The sequence below is a fragment of the Paenibacillus hubeiensis genome (assembly GCF_032334105.1).
Lineage (GTDB): Bacteria > Bacillota > Bacilli > Paenibacillales > Paenibacillaceae > Paenibacillus > Paenibacillus hubeiensis.
Genome location: NZ_JAVYAE020000010.1, coordinates 20,845 through 41,274, shown reverse-complemented (window position 1 = coordinate 41,274; position 20,430 = coordinate 20,845). Strand labels below are relative to the sequence as shown.

The window sequence follows — 20,430 nt, the reverse complement described above, 5'->3', positions numbered from 1 at the left end:
GCCTTCACGCACCGGATATACCTTTGAAGGCTGGTTTACCGATTCGGAACTGACGCAAGCGTTTGATTTCGACAACATGCCGATCACCGACAACCTTACGCTGTACGCCAAATGGGCAGCAATTCCCGCGGAAAATACTGGCGGGGAGTCCGGTGGAGGATCAGAAGGCGGAGGCAGCAGCGGTTCCGGCAGTTCCGGCGGTTCGGGTAATTCGGACAGTTCTGGCGGTTCGAGCAGTTCGGGCAGCTCCGGCTCCGTTTCCACCCCAGGTCCCTCCGACGCAGCCGTCTCTACCGATGGACGTCTGACTCTTGCCGCAGGGCAGCCAGGGCGGATAAGCCTCGGACCAGCAATAACGATGAATATTCCCAAAGGTGCCTCACCGCATGCAATGGTCATATCCATCAACAAGCTTGCCGATCCCGAAGCTTTGCTGACCAATCAGAAACGTTTGCTCAGTCCCGTGTACGAGCTGTTGAAGGACTTCCCCGATCATTTCAGCGTGCCCGTAAACCTGGACATGGCATTCGACACCGCTTTGCTGGCAAGCAATGAACGGGCAGAAATCATGTATTTCGACGAACGGCAGAAGATATGGACGCCTGCGGGAGCTTCAAGCACTCAGGGCTCGCGCATTCAGGTCAATGTGGATCATTTCACCAAATTCGCTGTATTTGCCGTCGCCCAGCCCGAACAACCAGAACCCGCATCATTCCGGGATATCAAGGGACATTGGGCAGAAAATATCATCATTCAAGCCGTGCGCGAAGGAATCGTCAAGGGTTACAGCGATGGCAGCTTCAAACCCGGAAAGGCCGTGACCCGGGCGGAATTCGTCGTTATGCTGATGAACCGTCTACAGCTCCAATCTGATGGTGCCACGGCACATTTCACGGATAACGAGGAGATTGGGTCGTGGGCGCAATCTGCCGTAGCACAAGCCGGAAGCCTGGGCTACATCCAAGGCGACGCAAGCGGCGCGTTCCGCCCGCAAGACCCGATCACTCGGGCTGAGATGGCCGTAATCGTGACCAATGTATTGGGCGCCGAAACGTCAGGGAATGCAGCGACTACGTTCGCGGACGATGCAAGCATCCCGGCATGGGCAAGGACGGCCGTTGCCTCCATGCAACGAGACGGCCTCCTATCAGGCAGAAGTAATAACGAATTTGCCCCAGCGGCAAACGCCACTCGGGCAGAAGCGCTGAACGTATTGATGCAGATCAACCTCCCATAAGCGCGCTGATGCGCAGAACCGGAAAAGAGCCTCGTGTTTCGATGTCAATCCAATCGAAACACAAGGCTCTTCTGCATGGGCCGCCCAATCACTCCGAAATCGTAATGATCGAGGTGACGAAACGGTACGAATCATTTTCGAGCACGGACTGAGACAGCAGAATCCGATTGCCCTCCGGACTCCAGCTCAGCGGATCGGAGACGTTGTCCATGTCGGCGGAAATCTGGAATTGCTCTCCGGATTCCGTGTTGGACACGAACAGTCCTTTCTCGTTGTCGTTGTCCGAATTGATCGTATAGGCGATCTTCGAATCATCGCCGGACCAGCTTGTGCCGAAAATTTGGGTACCGCGCGCAAGCGTAGCCTTCTCATTGCCTTCCAGGTCAGTAAGCACCAGCGCCCGTTTCGTGTCGGCGGTTTTTTTCACGATGGCGAGCCTTGAGCCATCCGTGGACGGGATTACCCATTCCACGCTTTTCAGCAGCTGCTTCACTTCACCCGTCGCCGTATCCACCGAATTCAACTGGCCATCCTCACCCGTAATGTAATACACGAGGCTGCCCGAAGCCGCAATGCTGCGTGTATTGAAGCTTCCCGTCTCCACCAGCACTTTGGTATCCCCGTTCACGCTCGCCGAAATCAGCTGGCCCTGCATGTTCGGAAATACGACGTGATCGTTGTCCAGCCACGCTCCTTCGCCTACAAAACCTTCATCATCCCCTGTTGGCACCGTCTCTCCGCTGTGCAGGTTCAAAATGAACCCTTTGCCTGTCGCCTCCTGAGGCTCGCGGTAGAATACATGCTGACTGTCCGGCGACACCAGCGGTGCGCCCAAGCTCACTTCGCTTTCTTTCACCGGCGTATCGCTGGCCTTCGCCAAATCGTACATGTACAGATTGTGCGGATAACGCTGCTGGCCTTCGACGTTGACCGGTTTTAAGGATTTGTTCTCTTTATCCGTCAAAATCAGTTCATTGTTCAGCCACGCCACCCCGCGCATATTTTGCAGCTTGTCGATCTTCTCCAGTTTGAAGCTCTGATATACCGATGTATTCGTATTGTCTTTAACCGTAATGTCCGTTCCCGAGCCAACATTCGTGCTGCCGCCCGACGTTCCCGCCCCGCATGCCGTTGCCGACAACAGCGCCATCGCCCCAAGCGTGCCCAAGGCCGCCTTCTTCCAATCCATGATGTCCCCCCCTGATTTGCTTTTCTAGGACCAAGCATACCTTTCCGATACTTCGAAAGTTAATCCGAGTTGTTTCCAACTTGTAAACTTGCGTCCGCCAACGGAAAAACCAATTCAAAGGTCGTCCCTTCCTCGTTCTGGTCGCCATTCGGCAACAGCCGGATCGCACCGCCCTGCTTCTCGACAAACTGTTTGACGAGGGATAGCCCGAGCCCTGTGCCCCCGGATTGCCTTGCCCTGTCTTTGTTGACCGTATAAAACGGCTCGAAAATTTTCTCGCGCGCCTCCTTCGGAATGGGGGCTCCCGAGTTGAAAATGCGAATGACCGCCTCACGTTCCTTGATTCGCGGCCCGCCGTCGATCCGGATTACCCCGCCGGGCTCGTTATATTTGATCGCATTGTCCAGCAGATTGATGAAAATGTGCATCAGGCTCTCCCGATCGCTGCGGATCGTTGCAGGCTGTACGTCCAGCTCCATGCGCAAGACGAACTTCTCCGCCTTGCCGCGCATCCGGCCGCAGGCATCTTCAAGCAGTGCACGAATTTCCACATCTTCTGCCTGGTTCTCGAAATCGTATTTTTCGAGCGCGGACAGGTGCAGCACCTTTTCCACCATTTCGTACAACCGCTCGGTTTCTTTGCCGATGTTGTTCGTTGCGTCGTCCAACAGTTGGGGATCGTCCTTGTACATATCCAACAGCTCGACATACGCCTTAATGGAGGTTAGCGGCGTCTTGAACTCATGGCTGATGTTGCCGATATACTGCTTCTGCTGCTGTTCCAGCGCCTGCAGCTTCTCGATGGCCAGCTTGAGCTTGCGTTGTTCTTCGTCCATGGCCGCGATATTTTGCTGGATGGACGTGCTCATGTAATAGATCCCCTGGCCCAGATCCCCCAATTCGTCCTTGCGATTCACCGGCGATGCGGAGATATAGTTCCCTTCCCGAATGGAATCGGCTGACGACTTCAGCCTTGTGATCGCTACGGCGAACCGGTTGTAGAACAAGTAACCCAAGCCGAAGCTGAGCGCCACAACCACGATTCCTGCCCATATGAACAACTGCCGGATTCGGGCGTAGAACTCATGGTAGCTTGCGACGGAATACTGGATCTGCACGGCGCCCATCTGGCCTTCCGGGCCGTCGAGCGGCGCTACGTACAGCATCGTATCTCCCTGCTCGTGATAAGCGATTTTATTGTTCAAAGCATAGCTCAACAGTTCCCCGGCATCTGCGCGATCCCCGGCCATGATGGATGAACCGACTTGCCGCGCATTCAGGTCATATAGGGTAATGGGCAGCCCGGTTGAATTGGCCAGCTCCTGGGCGAGCCTGCGGCCGCTCTGCTGCAGAAAAGCCGACGGCTCCATCCGGACCGCTTCCGTATAATAAGATTGCCTTACGTTCAAATTGACCAAACGCGTCTGCTGCGACAAAATGCCCTCGATCTGGGCCTGCTGATTACGCTCGATGCCGCGCAGCACCAGATAACTCAGCACAACTACCGTCAAGATCAGAAGCACGGCCAGAAAACCGCTAAACTTCAGCTTGATGCCGGCTCTCATGATGCTCCGCCCGCTTCCGGTGCGGACGCCTTGTATCCGATGCCGTAGACGGTTTGCAGCTTGCGTTGATCCGTATCGCCGATCTTTTTGCGCAGCCGCTGGATATGGATGTCCACCGTCCGGGTTCCGCCCGCGTACTCCATTCCCCACACCTGGTCAAGCAGGTCGTCCCGCGTATAAACACGTTCCGGATGGGACATCAGGATGGCGAGCAGATCGAATTCCTTCGGCGTGAGCTCTACCCGTTCCCCACCCAGCGTCACGGTGCGATGCGCCACGTGAATGCGCAGGTTGCCGTTAATAAGAACCTGTTTTGCATCCTCTGCCGGAGCAGGAGCGGCACTCTTCTCCACACGACGCATCAACGCCTTCACGCGGGCAAGCAATTCCCGAATTTCGAACGGCTTGGTCATATAATCGTCGGCGCCCATCTCCAGACCGACGATCTTGTCGACGATGTCGTTTTTGACAGTAAGCAGGATGATGCCGATATCCTCCCGATCCTCCAGCCTGCGGCATACGCCATACCCGTCCAGTTTGGGCATCATCACGTCCAGAATCATGACCCGCGGGTGGAATGAAGCGACTTTAAGGAGCGCCTCTTCCCCGTCATTTGCCGTTTCCACCTCATACCCTTCGCGCCGCAGCGCATAAGAAATGGCACTGACGATGCTGGATTCATCATCGACCACAAGCACTCTTTTGTTCATATCCATATCATCCTTTGCTGCGATGTCATCAAACGCTTTCTGCATCTATGTTAACAAGGAGCTGCGGATTCGCCAACAATACCGGTCGTTCCTCCCCGAAAAGGGATTTTCCATTTTGCGGGACAATGGTCGACGCCGCGGGCAGTAAGGACCTGCTTGTAATTTACGTTGATCCTCCCATTTCTAATCATTGGCATGGAAAAAAGAGCCTCTCCGATACTCGGAAAGACTCTGAATAAGCAGATAAACCGATGCCGCGCTGCGTTCGACGTAAAGGACTTCATGACCCTCGTTATCCAGCTGCCCGCATGTATTGCATACACGTACGAATTCTATCCCTATTCCTCAAAAGACAAATTCGTCGGTTCATCCAGCATCTCGTACTCCATGCTCATGTGTGTAAGCGGTGTGCTCGGATCGACCTCCTCGAAGCGGAAGCTGTCCACCCATACCTTGCCCGGGCCGCTCAGAATCACGCCAAACGATATGACGGCGCTGCCTTCTGGCACGTCCAGCACGATGCTGTACTGGTTCCATGGCTGCGTGCCGAGAATCGCACGATCATGCATGTTATCGAACTGCAGCACATCCTGCGCATGATTGTCCACGCGCATCCACAGGCTCGCAAATCCCTCTACCTTCTCGGTCCTCACGAAGCCCGTCAGCTTCATCCGCTTGCCGATGTACTTGTCCGCCTTGAACTGCTGCATCATCGTGGCAAATTCACCATCTCCCATCGGTGTCACCGCTTTTAAATATCCCGACGATGTTCCCTGGTGGACTACGGTCGGATCGATGCCCATCTCGTAATTTTGCGGATTGCTGCCTGTCAGTATCCAGCCTTTTACCTTCGTTGATTGGTTCATGCTTATTTCTCCTCCTCTGGTTCTGAATTTGAACAATTTCAGATCAAACAGCTTGCGAAATCGCCCTGGCGGCATGCCGTATATCTTTTTGAACGCACGGGTGAACGCTTCCTGACTCTCGAATCCGCACTCGAACGATATGTCCAGAATGCCCATGTCGGTACTTCTCAGCAGCGTGGACGCCTGGCTCATTCGGCGGTGGCGAATGTAATCCGTTACCGTCATGCCTACTTCCTTCCGGAATACACGATGATAATGGTACGGCGACAGCCCCGCTTCAGCGGCAATCTCCTCAAGCCCGAGCGGCTCATGCAGCCGGGTTTCGATCAAATACAGACTTTGTCCGATCATGGTGCTATAACGGCTCAAGCTTGTAACAGCCCCCTTCCATATCCTTACTATACGGGAAGGCACGTTTCACGTTTTGATCATTTTTGCGGAAAATGAAACAAGGAACAGGGTTCCACCCTCAACAAAAAACCGACCAAAGGAACGTTATTCCCTTGATCGGTGATGGTTGATCGCTAACTATCGCAGCGTCCGCTGTCCTAAACGGCAGGAACGGTCTGCGGAACATTTTCATCCTCGTCATGGTCCACAAGTCCATGCTTCTCCCATTTGCGGCTTTTCCAGCGGAAAAACATGATGAAGGCTCGCGTCCACTCGTCTGCGGCAATCGCCAGCCAGATCCCCGCAAGGCCCATGTTAAGCTGGAATACGAGCAGGTAACCGAGCGGCAAGCTCAGGCACACCATGGAGACCAGACCGATGTACACCGGAAACTTTGCATCCCCGGCAGCCCGCAGCGAGTTGATGATGACGATATTGGTCGTGCGCCCGGTTTCCAGCACAATGCTCAGCAGGATCACCTGCGCCGCAATGCGGATGACCTCCGGATTGTCCGTGAATATGCCCACGAGCGGCACACGGAAGGTGATGACCACCAAGTCGACCGCGATAGTGGCGATCATTGCCCATTTTACGCTTTTCCAAACGCGTTGGTAGGCACTCTCATGATCCTTTGCCCCGACGAACCGGCCGACCATGATCGCCGTACCCATGCCAATCGCCATGCTGAACAGGTAAATGTACGATGAAATGTTCGACGCATATTGTCGGGAAGCCAGCGCTTCCGCACCCAGAAACGTGGCGTAAAACAGGAAAACGAGCTGGCAAGAATGGTACATGATCTGCTCTACGGCAGAAGGAATGCCGATTTTCAAAATTTTCGCCACATAGTTTTTCGTGAATTGCAGGTAGAACTTGAATTCAACCCGTACTTCGGTAACCCGGTACAGCAGCCAGAAGAACAGGAGCAGGCACGTAAAACGGCTGATGACCGTCGAGATGGCCGCGCCCTCTACGCCCAGCGCCGGAGCGCCGAAATGGCCGAAGATCAGGATGTAGTTCAGAATGACGTGCATTACGTTCATCAGAACGGATACGTACATCGTTTCTTTCGTAAACCCGTACGTACGAATGATAGCGGCAAGCGAGTTGATCAATGCCTGCAGGAAAATAGCTCCCCCGACGATGTGCATGTACGACTTGGCGTACACAAGCACCTCGCCCTGCACGTTCATCTTTTCGAGCAGCAGTCCGCCAAACAGCAGGAACGCTCCGCTCAGCACTAAACCGATCAGAAGGTTAAGCGTAATCGCCATGCCCGTAATTTTGGACGCTTCAAGAAATTTCTTCGAACCGATATATTGGGCAACAACAATCGCTGCTCCGTTACCGATCACTTCGAGAATCAGGATGGCGATCGAGATAATCTGGTTGGACGCCCCGATCCCCGACACCGCATTGTCCGACACTGAACTGATCATTAGCGTATCGACCGTGCCCATCAGCATAAACAAAAATACTTCCAAAAAAATCGGCCAGGTCAACGCAAACAGATTCATTGATTTGCCTTGCTGCGGTGTCCCGGTCTCCGTAACGGCTGCACTCATGATGTCACCTCTTTAATTCCGTTGAAATGTTGGTCTTTCACTAATGACGACGCTGCAACAGTTAAAGATACTTATACAAACAAGGGGTATATTAGCACAACCTTTCTGAAAAAGCATCCGCTTTTACGAAAATAAATATTTTTATTTCAATAATATTGAAAATGTTTGAAAAAGCGCAGAAAAAGCCTGGACACATCTCATCCAGGCTTGCTTTGAAAGCGTCGGGTTCCATCTCCACGACGCTATTTATTTTACAGACCCTTGCGTAACCCCGGTAATGATCCATTTCTGCGCGAACAGATAGATGATGATCATCGGCAGCAGCGCCAGCAGGTATGACGCAAACGCCAGGTTAAAGTCGGTGTTGAACTGTCCTTGGAACACGTATTGCACGAGCGGCAGCGTATATTGCTTGGGATCGCTGATAATGATCAGCGGCAGCAGGAAGTCGTTGTACGTCGACAGGCAGGTCAGAATGCCCACCGTTGCGCTGATCGGCGCCATGAGCGGAAAGATGATCCGCCAGAACGTGCCCCAGGTGGTCGCACCGTCCACGAATGCCGCTTCCTCCAAAGCCACCGGAATGGACTTAATGTAACCGACATATACGAACACGTTGAATGCCAGTCCATAAACCGTGTGCAGGAAGGTCAGGCCCACCAGGTTTGTCATATCCAGCGAGGACGTCAGTTTGACGATCGGCAGCATGATGATCGGAAACGGAATGAACATCGCGCTGACGAAGTAGTAATACAGCCCTTTGAAAAATTTTCGTTTCTCCATGTTCCGCGCGATGGCGTAAGCCACCATCGAGTTCGTAAGCAGCGTGAGAATGACGGTGGATGCCGTCACCAGGGCACTGTTGCGGAACGCTTGGAAGAAGTTCGTCATGTCGATGGCGCTGGCGAAGTTCTCCCAGTGCAGCTCCGTCGGAAACGCGAAGACCGATTGGGCCATTTGCTCCGGATTTTTGAGCGCAATGGTCACCGTCATATAGAGCGGAAAGAGAATAAACAGCGTGCAGACAGCCACGATCAGCATGACCGGCCAGTTGGTGCGATTGCGGGTTCTCATCACAGATCCATCTCCCTTCTTTGCAGGAACCGGATTTGCAGAATCGAGATCACCGCAATGACGATGAAATAAATGACCGAGTTCGCTGACTGATATGCGTATTCGCCGCCTTCGAATCCTCCCGTATAGATCAGGTGCGAGATCGACTGCGTCGCCCGGCCTGGTCCGCCGTTCGTGAGCGCGACGATCTGGTCGAACACCATGAGCGAGTTTTTCATCGCCAGCACCATATTGATCGTGAAGAACGGGGCAATCAGCGGGAAGGTGATGCTCCAGAATTCGCGCCATTTCCCGGCACCGTCAAGGTTGGACGCCTCATATAGCGTACTCGGGATCGTCTGCAGTCCGGCTAAATACAGAATCGTGTTGAGCGCGACCGATTGCCATACCGCCACGATGACGATCCCGATCCAAGCCATGCTTTCGCTGCCCAGAATATTCGTCGATAATGCGTTGATGCCCAGGTTCTGGCCCCAGATCGGGAACACGTTCGAAAACAGGTAATTGAATATGTAACCTACGATCAGCACGCTCAGAATGTTCGGCAGAAAGTAGATGCCCCGGAAAAAGTTGCGGAACTTGATCTTTGCATTCAGGCCGAGGGCAATCAGCAGGCTGAGGACGTTCGTCAGGATCGTGACCACGATCGCGAACTTAAACGTGAACCAGTATGCATGGCCCACATTGTCGTCCTGGAAAAGATAGAAATAATTTTTGAATCCGACGAAATCGTAGCTTTTGCCGAATCCGTTATAGTTCGTGAAGGAATAATAGATCCCCTGGAGGGCCGGCAGCGTCATGAACACAAAAAACAATACCACCGCCGGGACCGTCATCCAGTAAAAGGGTGCGATACGTCTGTTCATACTCCATCCTCCTTACGCAGCGTATCCCGGCTTAACGCCGGTTCGCCACCTTGTCCCATTCTTTGTCGAGTGTGTCGAGATATCGGTCGATGTCTTGGTTCTGCAAAAAGGACTGCACGATGGAATTCAGCTGCACCGCAGCCGGAATGTAGTGGTCCGCAAAATCGATGACCCTGCCCTGCTCGATGTATGGCATGAGCTCCTGCACGGCCGGATCGTCCTGCTTGACGCCCTTTACGGCGGAGAAGAGCGTTTGCTCGTCAATGTATTTGCCGATGTTTTCCGGTTTCAGCAGAAAAGCAATAAATTGCTCGGCCTGCTCCTTGTGCGGCGTATCCGCCGAAATCGTGAACAGGGAATCGATGCCGTTCACCAGCTTGATTTGGCTCGGATCATTGCCCGTCGGGAAGGGGAAGAAACCGATGTCGACGTTGGGATTGGCTTTGCGGATCTCGGAAATCGCCCAGGTTCCCTGGATGTACATATAAGCCTCGCCGTTCGCGAATGCCCTGTTTCCGTCGGAATACCCCTTGCCGAAGTTGTCGCCATGGCCGTAATTCATCAGCCTCAGCTGCTTCTCGGCCACCTCCTGGTACTTTTCCTTAAAGGTCACCTTGTTCTCCCGGCGTTCCAGGAAAAAATCGATGCCCACCAGGTTCGGCGCCAGGGCGTTGAACGGCAGGTTCGTTTGCCAGTCGTCTTTATACGTAAAGTAAAACGGGATCTTTCCCGCATCCTTGATCTTTTGCGCGGTCGCGATCAGCTCGTCCCACGTTTTGGGAACGTCCAATCCCGTTTCTTTGAAGAGTGTCTTGTTGTACATGATGCCGTTGGCGTTGGTTGCGTAAGGGATGCCTGTCACCTTGTCCATACCCGTGACGTCCTTAAGCATTTGTATGTAATTCGGATCGATCGTTTCCAGCAGCGGGCTGTTCGTCAGGTCGGCGAATATGCCGCTTTGGGCCAAAATCGAGTACGTGTCCGTCGCACCCATCGCCATAATGTCGGGCACGTCGTTTTTGACGACCCGCGTCTTCAGCACCGTTTCTGCATCCGGCGGATTGATCTGGGTAACCTGAATATCGGGATGCGCCTCGTTAAACGCATTGATCAATTCGTCAAAGGTGCCCTTCGCTTCCGGTTTGTTCTGGAAAAACTCAAGCTGCACCTTGCCGCCGGCGGACTCCCCGCTTGATGTGCAGGCAGACAATAACGCAGCCAAGACGCCGCATAGCAGCATGATTCCAAGCGATTTGGTTAGCGTCTTTCTCATGTTGTACCTCCCTCGCCTTGTTGATATATGTACAGATATACCCACTCCGTTCGTGAAATAACCATACCCTTAATCCAAGCAGGCACTCCAAGCATGGTGGTCCTTTACTTTTTATCTAAAACGGTTTCGATCCGTTTGAACCAAATGGCATGGAGCCCTGTCCATGATTCGGCAGCGTATTATGCCTTACGAGGGCGACCTTTCACGCATAACAAAAAACCGCGTCCCGTGAAAGGAGGTTTAATCCCTCATCCACGAAACACGGTATTTGTTTGAACAGCTTCTATGCAAAAGCAAACCTCACACGCTGCGGGAGCAGCCCCTCGCAGCGTTTTGATCCATTAAAATTTCGGCAGCGAGTTGCGCAAACGCTTCTCGCGGTAATTGCGGAAAGCGCGAACGAGCATGCCCAACACCAGCAGCACCACGCCAACGTTGATCGCAACGTCCGCCAGATTGAGAATGCCGCGTCCGGAAGGAAAGACGAGAAAGTCCGTCACCTTCCCATATACGAAGCGGTCGATGGCATTGCCCAGCGCGCCGCCAACCATGAACCCGGCCCCCGCATTCATCAGCAGGCCGCGAATTTCCCCCTTTTTCCGGTAATACAGCACACCTGCCACGAACAGAATGGCAATGATGCCGAACAATCTGGCATTCCCCTGAAACATGCTGCCTGCCATGCCGCTATTCTCGTAATGGTGCAGCTGCATGCCAGAGTTCCCCAGCCGCATGTTCTCGCCAACCTCCATGTACATCCGAACCGCCAATTTGGTGCCCTGATCCACCAGAGTGACCAGCAGCGTTATAAAATAAAAAAGCATCGTCATGTTCCTCCTGCCATACTATCGCTATACTCAGCCATATATCCAACCGTCTCAATGTATCGTTAACAGCCGTACGTGTGCCTCTACTGTACCACAGCACCAAGCCTGAAACCAAACGGATTCTCCCTCAAAAAAGGAAAACCTACCCGAATGCCGCAGCATTGGATAGGTTCTTCTGCTTTTGTTATTTTATTGCGGAAAGCACGTCCAGCAGCATGGACTTGAATTTGGGCCGATCGATCGCCTCGCAGACGCGCACGTTCGGCTCTTTGCCGAAACGCCCGTTGATGTCCACGACGCTGTATCCGCGCGTCAACTCGCCTGCCGCTTCCACGTCGACGTAGTACTTGCCGGACTTCGTCATCACCGATTCGTCGGCAGCGACAGCCATGAGCAGCGTATCGGGATGCGTCGTTCCATTCAGCTTATGTACCGCCTTGTTGAATTGCATGACCACCTTGTTGATGGCCGTGAAAAATTGGCTGCCTGCCGTATCCAGCGCCGCGATTTCGGCATGATCATCGTCATCCATGACGGAATATTCGGTGCACATTTCCCAGCCGACCATCGTCATGGGAATGCCGGAATGCAGCACGATTTTGGCCGCTTCGGGATCCACGTAGAAGTTGTATTCCGCCGCCGGCGTAATGTTGCCGAGCGCATTGTTCGTGCCGCCCATGATGTACAGGTGGGCGATCTCCGGTACGATGGTCGGGTCCTTCTGGATCGCCATCGCGATGTTCGTCAGCGGCGCAATGGCCAGCAGCGAAATTTCGCCCGGGTTCGCGTGCACCTTCTCGATGATGAAATCGACCGCATGGCCGGTCTCGGGACGCTGCACCGCTTTCGGGAAATGAGCGCCGCCCATGCCGTCGTCCCCATGGACGTCCTCTACCGTGCGATGTTGGGCTTTGCCGTATGCCAGCATCGGCCGTTCATGGCCTTTGTAGACCGGAACTTTGCCCCCTTTTCCTGCAACCTGCACGGTGTAAAGCGCATTTTCGACTTCCTGGTCGAACTGCACGTTGCCGCCGGTAATCGTAATGCCCTCCACCTGAAAATGATGCAATGCCGTCAGGATCGCAATCGTGTCGTCTCCTGCCGTATCCGTATCAATGATGACTTTTCTCATGCTGAATCTTCCTTTCCTTGATGTTCAACCATACCTTTTCTGGTTCATTTTACATCAAAAAAGTGCCAATGACGATGGAAACGCCGATGATGATCGAACGCAGCAGCTGAGCCACGGCCATATTGCCCTTGGCAATTTCGTCGCATACGCGCATTTTCGGAGTCAGGAAATCGAATATAATATAAACCAAGCACAGAATAATAATTCCCAATACCGACCAGATCAACATATCCAGCCAGGAATGCGTGGAGAAGGACACCATGCCCACGATAATGCACAGCCCGAGCAGCTTGCTTCCCATGTACATTCCCGCCGCCTCATTGCCTTTAGCGATCTCCTCGCTGTCGTTATAACGGGTCAGTCTGCTGAACGCAAAATACCCGCACACCAGCACCACCAGCAAAATGCCGATGCCTATCGCCACGTTCAGCAGGTTCACTCCCAAATTTTCCATTGCCGTTCATCCTCCTCATCATTCATCCGTTCATTTCACCAAGCTTACCGAAGCGGCGCAATAATAGGCCATATCCCCGGTCACCTTCTCGCCGATCCGCGGCAGCACGCCGGCAAACCGTCCGCCGATCACAAATACGCCTGTCAGCAGATAACCGCTGTACCGCCCGTCTTCGGTCGCCATTTGCGCCCGTTCCATCGGGGCTAATTGCTGATAGATCTTGGGCTGGTTATCATAATACGCCGCGATTTCCGCATCGTCTTCATCCGCGGCATCCCCTTTGCTTGCAATGCACTCCTGCTGACGTTCCTGCAAGAAAGGGATGTGTTCTGTTCCGTGATTGGCACTTCCCGATGCAGGCTCCTCTCCGATCAACGAGGTGCCCCGCCCCTCGCGGCCCCAATAACTTTTGGCCACGTACGGGATCGATTGCAGCTCAAAAGGCCCGGATTCGAAATACGTCGGCAGCAGGTATTTTGAGATCACGGCCAGCTCCGCATCGTCGAACAGCCTGAAGCCGCAATACTCCGGCGTCTGCTCATTGCGTTCGTAGAGCGACCAGATCGCCGCCATGAATCCCTTGCTCTGCATCAGCACATGCTGGGCAGGGTTCATCAGGCCGAGGCGGCCCTCCTGCACCAGCTCCAGCAAAGCTGCGCCGATGTCCACACCCGTTTCTTCGTCGCGATCATCGATCAGATATTCCAGCGGATAAAGCCGGTACAACAGGTCGATCCGGCGGCCCTGATGATAGAGCGCCTCGCCAGGAACGATCTCCAGCTCTTCCAGCGGCGCGTAATGCACGTCGTACCCGGCCTCCCGGCACCTGTCCATCAGATATTGCGTGTTGGTGCGATCCTCCAGGTGGTCGCCGAACGACGTAAACGTTACCGTTCCCGTTAGCCCGCGTCGCGCGTACTCCTCCAGCCAGCTGCGGAAGCAAAGGCGGATGCATTCGTCCATATCTGCGGAAGGCGAGGCCAGAGCGGCGCTGCCGTCCGCCATGCCGACCAGAATGCCCTCAAGCACGGCGGCTTCCGGAATGCCGGTAGGCGTATCCGTATTGTTTTCGATGCATTTGAAGCCAGCCTCGCCGATGATCCAGTCCTGACGGGTAATTCCCCCAAGCACCATCTCCATGCGGGCGGCCGGCACAAGTCCGGGATGGATACCCAACTGCTGCACCAGAAAGCCGTCCGGCATGTAGCGCTGGATGAAGCGCAGCACTTTGCCGTAAATGCCTTGTACAGCCTCGGCAGCAACGCGCAGCTCCCGCAGCTCGTCTTCGTTGTACACCGTCAGCGCAGGCACGCAATATTGCTTGCCGTACATGCGATGGTACGGAATGTGGCGCCCCGCTTCGCCTGCAAATACCTCCTCATGGCTGAAGGGCAGCTCATGAATCTGCCTCATGCCGCTTATCCCCCCGAACCGCCAAAGAAGCTGCCGAAGCCGCTCGATTTGGACTTGGAGCTTGAGCTGGATTTGCTGTAGCCGCTCGATTTGCTGGTGCTGGAGGAAGATCCTCCATAATAATAATGCCCGCTGCTGGAGTCGTATTCGCAACCCGTGTCATATTCGGGATCGCATTCGTCGTCGCTGCTGCAGCCGGACAATGCGGCCGGGACGGCCAGCATCAGCGAGAAGGCGATCAGCTTCGCGCGCGATCCGGCTTTGGGTGCATCGCTTCGACCTTCGTCTGCCATTACAGATCAACCTCCTTTACGAAAATAACGACTTTCCTGCGATCCGTATCCAATACCGAATACACGATCTCATAGGTAACGCCTTGGCGAACCAAGTAATGGTCCAGCAGCGCTTCCGCCAGTTCCATCGTGTACGACACGTTGGTACCGGGATCGAACTCCTGAAAAGCCCTTCCGTCCCAGCGCATGTATTCCGCACCGTACGTGGAGGACACCCTGCACATGGCAAGGGCAGCGTCCGCAATCGCCGCACCATACTCCGCAGGTTTCTGGCTCTCGTAATCCGCGACGTAGACGGCATGCTCCCGACCATCCTCGCATTCATTGGAGAGATGCGCCCACAGCCTGTTCTTCATCAGCGTAGCGTCGACCAGCTTGTGCACGAACAGCTCGTCGCGGGATAGCGACAACTGTTCCAATACGCCCGTTTCCATCCGCTTCTCATCCGACCAGTTCCGATAAGTCAATGCGTAATAAATAATGAGTCCTTCCCTTCTGTAAGCCCTGATGGAGCCGTTTCAAAATAATTACAAACGTATTTAACGCATGAGCAAGAAAAAAGTTACACACTTCTCCATGGAACTCAAAAAATCCCACCCTTGCGATAGACAAGGAAAATGCCGATCCAAGCCTGTTTAAAGAAATCACAATATCATTTAGCGAAATTTTTTGATTATATTATCGCTCGGAATGTCCTGTACATTAGAATCCGTCCACTGCATACAAAAAGCGATGGCGACGCCATCGCTTTCCAGTCATTTCGCTGCCGATGGCAGCATTGGACCTGTCTACAACTCGGCCCAACGCGCCAGCAGCTCATTGTGCTCGGAGGAACAGCGCTCCCGCTCGCTCCAAAGTCGGGCGAGCTCCTCGGTATCCGCAAGGGATTCCATCTGCCGGTCGAATTCCTGCATCTCCGCCTCCAGCGCGGCGATCTGCCGTTCCAGCTGCTCGGCCGTCATTTCGGGCTTTCCGCTGCGCGATGAAGCTGCGCCAGAACCGGCATCCAAGCGGGATGCAGAGGGAGAGACAGCGGTCCGCTCCGCATTACGGGCGGTTTTTCCCGGTCGCTCAGCAGCGTCTTTGGCTGAATGCTCCGCTTCTGCCCGGCGGTGCAGCTGCTCCGCCTTTTTCGTGCGGTAAGCTTCAAAGTCGCCGAGGTAGGCCGTCATCCGCCCGTTCTCCAGCTCCCATACGCGCGATGCCAGACGATTGACGAAATAACGGTCATGCGAGATCGCCAGCACGGTCCCATCGTAATCGGCGAGCGAATCTTCCAACGCTTCCCGGGACGCGATGTCCAGATGGTTGGTCGGTTCGTCCAGCAGCAGCACGTTCGGCTTCCGCTGCACAAGCAGAGCGAGCCGCAGCCGCGTCCATTCGCCGCCGGAGAGCTGCCCTACCGAACGGAAGACATCCGCTCCGTAGAACAGGTATCGCGCCAGAATGCCTCTTGCCTCCCCTTCCTCGACGCCTGCCTCCAACCGGAAATGCTCCAGCACGGTGAGCTTCGGATCGGCCGGCTCTTCCTGCTGGGCCAGGTATCCGACGTCCACCCGCGCCCCCCACTCCAGCTTGCCGGCACTAGGCTGCTCCTCGCCGAGCAGCAGCTTGAACAGCGTCGTTTTGCCGGAACCGTTGCGGCCGATTAAGGCGATTTTGTCGCCGTATTCAAGCAATCCGGACACGCCGTTCAAGATGGTGCGGCTGCCATAACATTTCTGCACGTCATCCAGCACGGCTACCCGCCGCCCTGTCCGATCTTCCGTGCGCATGTCGAAGTCGGCGTTGCGGCGCTCCAGCACGGGACGTTTCACCTTCTCCATCCGCTCCAGCGCTTTGCGCATGGAAGCCGCGCGGCGGAAAAATTTCTCATTGCCGCCGATCCGGCCCCATTCTTCGAGCTGGCGGATCGTCTCCTTCATCTTTTTGATCACCTTCTGCTGTTCCTTGAATTCCTCGAACTGCTGCAGCAATCGACGCTCCTTGTCCTGCATGTAATCCGTATAACCGCCTGCCGACGCATGCGCTTCCCCGTCTTCCAACTCAATGGTGCGCGTCACCACCCGGTCGAGGAAATAACGGTCATGGGAGATCAGAACGATGGTTCCGTCGTACTCCTTGAGGAATTCCTCAAGCCACTCGACCCGCTCCAGATCCAGATGGTTGGTCGGCTCATCCAGCAGCAGCAGGTCCGGCCTGACGATCAGCTGGGAAGCCAGCACGACCCGGGTCTGCTCCCCGCCGGACAAGTCGCCGAATGTCCAGCCGTAATGCTCCTTCGCAATGTCCAGCCCGTCTGCAACCTGGTCGATTCGCGCATCCATCTCGTATCCGCCTTGCCGCTCGAACTGCTCCTGCAGCGAGGCGTACCGTTTCAACAGCTTCTCCAGCTGGTCGGCATCCCCCGCGCAATCGGGGTCGGACATTTGCTGCTCCAGTTCCTTCATGCGGGCACGGCAGTCCGTCAGCTCGCGGAATCCGAGGCTCAGCACATCGAGCACCGTGTAATCGTCCAGTCCCTCAGGGATTTGGGCCACGTAGCCGATCTTCGTATCCCTTTTTATGGTCAGTTGTCCCTCATCGGGCTGTGCCAGCCGGGCAAGCAGCCGCATCAAGGTCGTCTTGCCGCTGCCGTTGCGGCCGATCAGGGCAACCTTGTCTCCTTCCATAATTTCAAACGTAATGCCGTCCAGCACCAGATGTGCTCCGTAATATTGGGTCAATTGTTGCGCGCTAATCATCATCATTGTTAGGTTCCTCCTATGGTATGGAAGAGCCCGACCGCAACACAAAAAGAGCCGCAGGAGGTTAGCTCCGCGGCCCTTCAGAATTCAAGCGCAAATTATCGCTTATCGTCCGAATGAGGTCAAGGCAGGCATCTTCTCGCTATGGTTAACTTCCGTATATTCAAAAATGGACAGACTTCTCCCGTTGTACGGAAAAGTATGAACAATGCCAGCCATAGCGATCGGCAGCTGGCTAATACGGTTGTTGACCATCTCGTGATTCACCTGTCTTCACCTCCTTGTCATAATTATTGCCAATATATCATAGCATCATGGCGAACTGCAAGCCCGATTTTTTCAGCGACCTGTTCTGCGCCGATGCGTTACAACCAGCGCAATCACCACGGACACGAAGGAAAGCAGTCCCGAAGCCAGAATGGACATGCCCATCAAACCGTATCCAAGCCCGCTCCAGCCGCCGATGCGCGCACTGATCAGAATGATGGTACCCCCGCCCACGATCACGAATCCGGGCAAAACAAACTGAACCCACGTCAGCTTCCGACCCTGTAAACGATAGATGCTCCATCCGATCAGCAGTTGCACCGCGACCATCAGCAGCGTCCATAAGATCAGCACTCCCATACGTACTCCTCCTTGTTCGCGATCCTGCCTTAAACCGGTACCGCGGGGCCCGCTTGGCTAGTTCAGCCATTGCGAGAAAAACGCCTGATACCCCTCTTTCATGATCGTGCGCGAGAACGCGCCGAACGCATACTCCCGGTTATCCTCCGATACCTTACGCGGCGAGGCTGCCGCCATATTGACCAGCTCGAACCAATTGGCTTCGTTGCCTGCAAAGGCATGCGGGCCGCGAATGTGGCCGTAGCAGGCGTGCTCCGGTTTCACAACCAGCTTGCCCATGGCCATCGCTTCGGTCAGCGGCATCGCGAACGTATCGAAGGTCGAGCAGCTCCAATATACCTTGGCCGTGTTCATCAAGCTGAACACCTCGGCCTGCGTCAACGCAAACTTCAGCTTCACGTTGAGCGGAATGTCATACTTTTTCATGCTCTCCTCATAACGGCGGCCGCCGAATACCATGTATACGTCCTTGTCCGGGTTCTGCCGGGCATAGTCCAATACGAGGTCGGGACGCCGGTTGGCCTCGTCGCGGCCGATCCAGAGCACCCGGTTATGGACGACCTGATCCGGGTCGTAATGCCGGCGTGCAAGCTCTTCGTCGAAGCCGATCGGAATGACGTTGACGTCATGTACGCCGAACTGGCGATCCAGCTCTCTTTTTAGAAAATCGGTCTGCACAATCGCCTTGTCCACCATCGTGTAAAATGGTTTCATCATTTCGTATCCGGTCAGCGCCGGGTCGGGGAAGCTGTGCGGGAACAGCACGCTTTTGGGCAAAAACATGTTCAGGAAGGTAAAACCGGACACGGTATAAATGACATGCTCGATATGTTGACTGTAAATTTGGTCGAGCACGACGTCATAGTTCACCAAGTCGCCCTTCTCATGCTCATAGCCCGGAAGCCAGTCGTATCCGCTCACATGCCGCTCCGGCGAAATGAAGACGATCTCCACGCCCAGCTCCTGTCCGATCTGTTTCAGCCGCTCTGCAAACACGCGCGGGCCCTGTGCCTCCGCGAATTGGATTTTACGCATGATCAGTCCTACTTTATGCATACCTCATCCCCCTCATTCTATTCGCGTTCCGGACGTTCATGCGGGCCCGTAGTTTGGCCAAATAACGCTGCCGCACATTGGTTCAACGCTGCCGCCGTCTCCCGCCATTGATTCCGCAGCTGGTTCTCCGGCCAAACGCAGTGCTCCCGCCGCAAATCGCCTTCGATCAGCCTTAACATCCAAATGGAAAATACGAAGGCATACGCATGATACCACTGTACGAAAGAAGACCGCTTCACCCGCTCTGCCCGCTCGCCATGCCGCTCACGTCCATCCAGATACGCTTCCAGCACACGCTCCCGCAGTTCGGGCGACACCCTGCGCGGAAAAAGCGGATGCGACAAGTCGATCAGATGGTAGACGTCCCATAACGGGTTGTTCAAATGGGCATGCTCCCAGTCGATGATGACGGTCCGCCCCTCTGAAGCGGCAATGTTGCCTGGATGAAGGTCTCCATGGCAAAGGACGGGCGATAATGCTGCCGATGACAAACGAATCCAGACCGGGATGCGTTTCCATTGATCCACAGTCAGGTGAATACCCAGATTCGCCAGCATCTCGTTAACCGTTTGCCCTTGCTCCAACAACTCGTCCAGCATGCGATCCATTGGAGGCTTATGTCCATGGCGCGGAAGCCCGGCCCACTGCGCTGCAGGCAGCGAATGCCATCGGGCTATCTGCGCCGCAGCCGCAATCATTGTCTCCTCGCTGGAGTCATGCACCAGCCTGCCCAAGTCTTCATAGACGATCCAGCTTCGTTCAGGTGCGGTACCGGGCGAAGATGCCGCGATCAAGCGCGGGTAGATCGGCGGCAACGCGGGCAGCACATGCTCGGCCACCCACTGCTCTTTCCCATATTGGTCAGGATGGGTCAACGGTTTGAAAATATAACTGCATCCATCCGCACCGATGAACCGTTCGACGCATCGTCCGTTCCATCCCTGGTACAGCGTTTCCCGGCCCTTGACACGCCGCTCGTCCAGCTCCCCTTCGGTTGTAACCCATTGCTTCACTCGCAAATGTTCGTTCATCCGACACACCTTCCGTTCATATTCCGATCTGTCCTGCCATAGTTGTAATCATCATACTTTGAGCGCCTACCTGTCTGCAAGAATAAGCCAACCATCTTAACCCTTGCATTTTGGT

The 20,430-nt window shown here is 54.7% G+C and carries 20 protein-coding genes; 1 reads left to right on the top strand and 19 read right to left on the bottom strand.

The window, feature by feature from the left end:
* Positions 1–1,237: S-layer homology domain-containing protein (locus tag RSX24_RS22235; RefSeq protein WP_343261808.1), on the top strand; the 1,237-nt coding region annotated here is incomplete at its 5' end.
* An 88-nt stretch (positions 1,238–1,325) separates the two neighbouring features.
* Here the strand turns inward: RSX24_RS22235 and RSX24_RS22230 are convergent.
* The 19 genes from RSX24_RS22230 to RSX24_RS22140 all read right to left on the bottom strand — a co-directional run bounded on the left by RSX24_RS22230 (position 1,326) and on the right by RSX24_RS22140 (position 20,315).
* Positions 1,326–2,426 carry an LpqB family beta-propeller domain-containing protein gene (locus RSX24_RS22230; protein ID WP_236413312.1) on the bottom strand — a complete coding sequence of 367 codons (1,101 nt, stop codon included), beginning with the start codon at positions 2,424–2,426 and terminating at the stop codon, positions 1,326–1,328.
* A gap of 59 nt (positions 2,427–2,485) precedes the next feature.
* Positions 2,486–3,991 (bottom strand): sensor histidine kinase, encoded by a 1,506-nt coding sequence (locus tag RSX24_RS22225; RefSeq protein WP_343261807.1) that lies wholly within the window; start codon positions 3,989–3,991, stop codon positions 2,486–2,488.
* Complete coding sequence (locus RSX24_RS22220; protein ID WP_236413314.1) at positions 3,988–4,701, bottom strand: response regulator transcription factor; 714 nt, start codon at positions 4,699–4,701, stop codon at positions 3,988–3,990. The genes RSX24_RS22225 and RSX24_RS22220 overlap by 4 nt, the downstream gene beginning before the upstream one ends.
* Before the next feature lie 338 nt (positions 4,702–5,039).
* A complete protein-coding gene (locus tag RSX24_RS22215; RefSeq protein WP_339278499.1) occupies positions 5,040–5,918 on the bottom strand; it encodes a helix-turn-helix transcriptional regulator in 879 nt (292 codons plus the stop codon).
* A gap of 197 nt (positions 5,919–6,115) precedes the next feature.
* On the bottom strand, positions 6,116–7,522 hold the full coding sequence (locus tag RSX24_RS22210; protein ID WP_236413315.1) for an MATE family efflux transporter: 1,407 nt from the start codon (positions 7,520–7,522) through the stop codon (positions 6,116–6,118).
* 246 nt (positions 7,523–7,768) lie between these two features.
* The gene (locus RSX24_RS22205) at positions 7,769–8,596 is read right to left on the bottom strand and encodes a carbohydrate ABC transporter permease (protein ID WP_343261806.1); all 828 of its coding nucleotides are present in this window, start codon (positions 8,594–8,596) and stop codon (positions 7,769–7,771) included.
* Positions 8,596–9,462 (bottom strand): carbohydrate ABC transporter permease, encoded by an 867-nt coding sequence (locus tag RSX24_RS22200; protein WP_236413319.1) that lies wholly within the window; start codon positions 9,460–9,462, stop codon positions 8,596–8,598. The genes RSX24_RS22205 and RSX24_RS22200 overlap by 1 nt, the downstream gene beginning before the upstream one ends.
* Before the next feature lie 31 nt (positions 9,463–9,493).
* Entirely contained in the window at positions 9,494–10,735 is a 1,242-nt protein-coding gene (locus RSX24_RS22195) for an ABC transporter substrate-binding protein (RefSeq protein ID WP_343261805.1), read from the bottom strand.
* A 341-nt stretch (positions 10,736–11,076) separates the two neighbouring features.
* Positions 11,077–11,559: a signal peptidase II gene (gene lspA, locus RSX24_RS22190; protein ID WP_236413324.1), complete on the bottom strand. Its 483-nt coding sequence runs from the start codon at positions 11,557–11,559 to the stop codon at positions 11,077–11,079.
* 187 nt (positions 11,560–11,746) lie between these two features.
* Positions 11,747–12,694 (bottom strand): nucleoside hydrolase, encoded by a 948-nt coding sequence (locus RSX24_RS22185; RefSeq protein WP_236413326.1) that lies wholly within the window; start codon positions 12,692–12,694, stop codon positions 11,747–11,749.
* Between the two features lie 49 nt (positions 12,695–12,743).
* Positions 12,744–13,148 carry a DUF350 domain-containing protein gene (locus RSX24_RS22180; protein ID WP_236413327.1) on the bottom strand — a complete coding sequence of 135 codons (405 nt, stop codon included), beginning with the start codon at positions 13,146–13,148 and terminating at the stop codon, positions 12,744–12,746.
* A 30-nt stretch (positions 13,149–13,178) separates the two neighbouring features.
* On the bottom strand, positions 13,179–14,561 hold the full coding sequence (locus RSX24_RS22175) for a glutathionylspermidine synthase family protein (protein WP_343261804.1): 1,383 nt from the start codon (positions 14,559–14,561) through the stop codon (positions 13,179–13,181).
* 5 nt (positions 14,562–14,566) lie between these two features.
* Complete coding sequence (locus RSX24_RS22170) at positions 14,567–14,854, bottom strand: hypothetical protein (protein ID WP_236413329.1); 288 nt, start codon at positions 14,852–14,854, stop codon at positions 14,567–14,569.
* The gene (locus RSX24_RS22165) at positions 14,854–15,288 is read right to left on the bottom strand and encodes a hypothetical protein (RefSeq protein WP_236413330.1); all 435 of its coding nucleotides are present in this window, start codon (positions 15,286–15,288) and stop codon (positions 14,854–14,856) included. Before RSX24_RS22165 ends, RSX24_RS22170 begins: the two co-directional genes overlap by 1 nt.
* A gap of 354 nt (positions 15,289–15,642) precedes the next feature.
* Entirely contained in the window at positions 15,643–17,604 is a 1,962-nt protein-coding gene (locus tag RSX24_RS22160; RefSeq protein WP_343261803.1) for an ABC-F family ATP-binding cassette domain-containing protein, read from the bottom strand.
* A gap of 102 nt (positions 17,605–17,706) precedes the next feature.
* On the bottom strand, positions 17,707–17,868 hold the full coding sequence (locus RSX24_RS22155) for a hypothetical protein (RefSeq protein WP_236413332.1): 162 nt from the start codon (positions 17,866–17,868) through the stop codon (positions 17,707–17,709).
* A 72-nt stretch (positions 17,869–17,940) separates the two neighbouring features.
* Positions 17,941–18,228, bottom strand: a complete 288-nt coding sequence (locus RSX24_RS22150; RefSeq protein ID WP_236413333.1) for a hypothetical protein — start codon at positions 18,226–18,228, stop codon at positions 17,941–17,943.
* 57 nt (positions 18,229–18,285) lie between these two features.
* Entirely contained in the window at positions 18,286–19,284 is a 999-nt protein-coding gene (locus tag RSX24_RS22145) for a glycosyltransferase (RefSeq protein WP_343261802.1), read from the bottom strand.
* A 17-nt stretch (positions 19,285–19,301) separates the two neighbouring features.
* The gene (locus tag RSX24_RS22140) at positions 19,302–20,315 is read right to left on the bottom strand and encodes a phosphotransferase family protein (RefSeq protein WP_343261801.1); all 1,014 of its coding nucleotides are present in this window, start codon (positions 20,313–20,315) and stop codon (positions 19,302–19,304) included.
* Between the last annotated feature and the right edge of the window lie 115 nt (positions 20,316–20,430).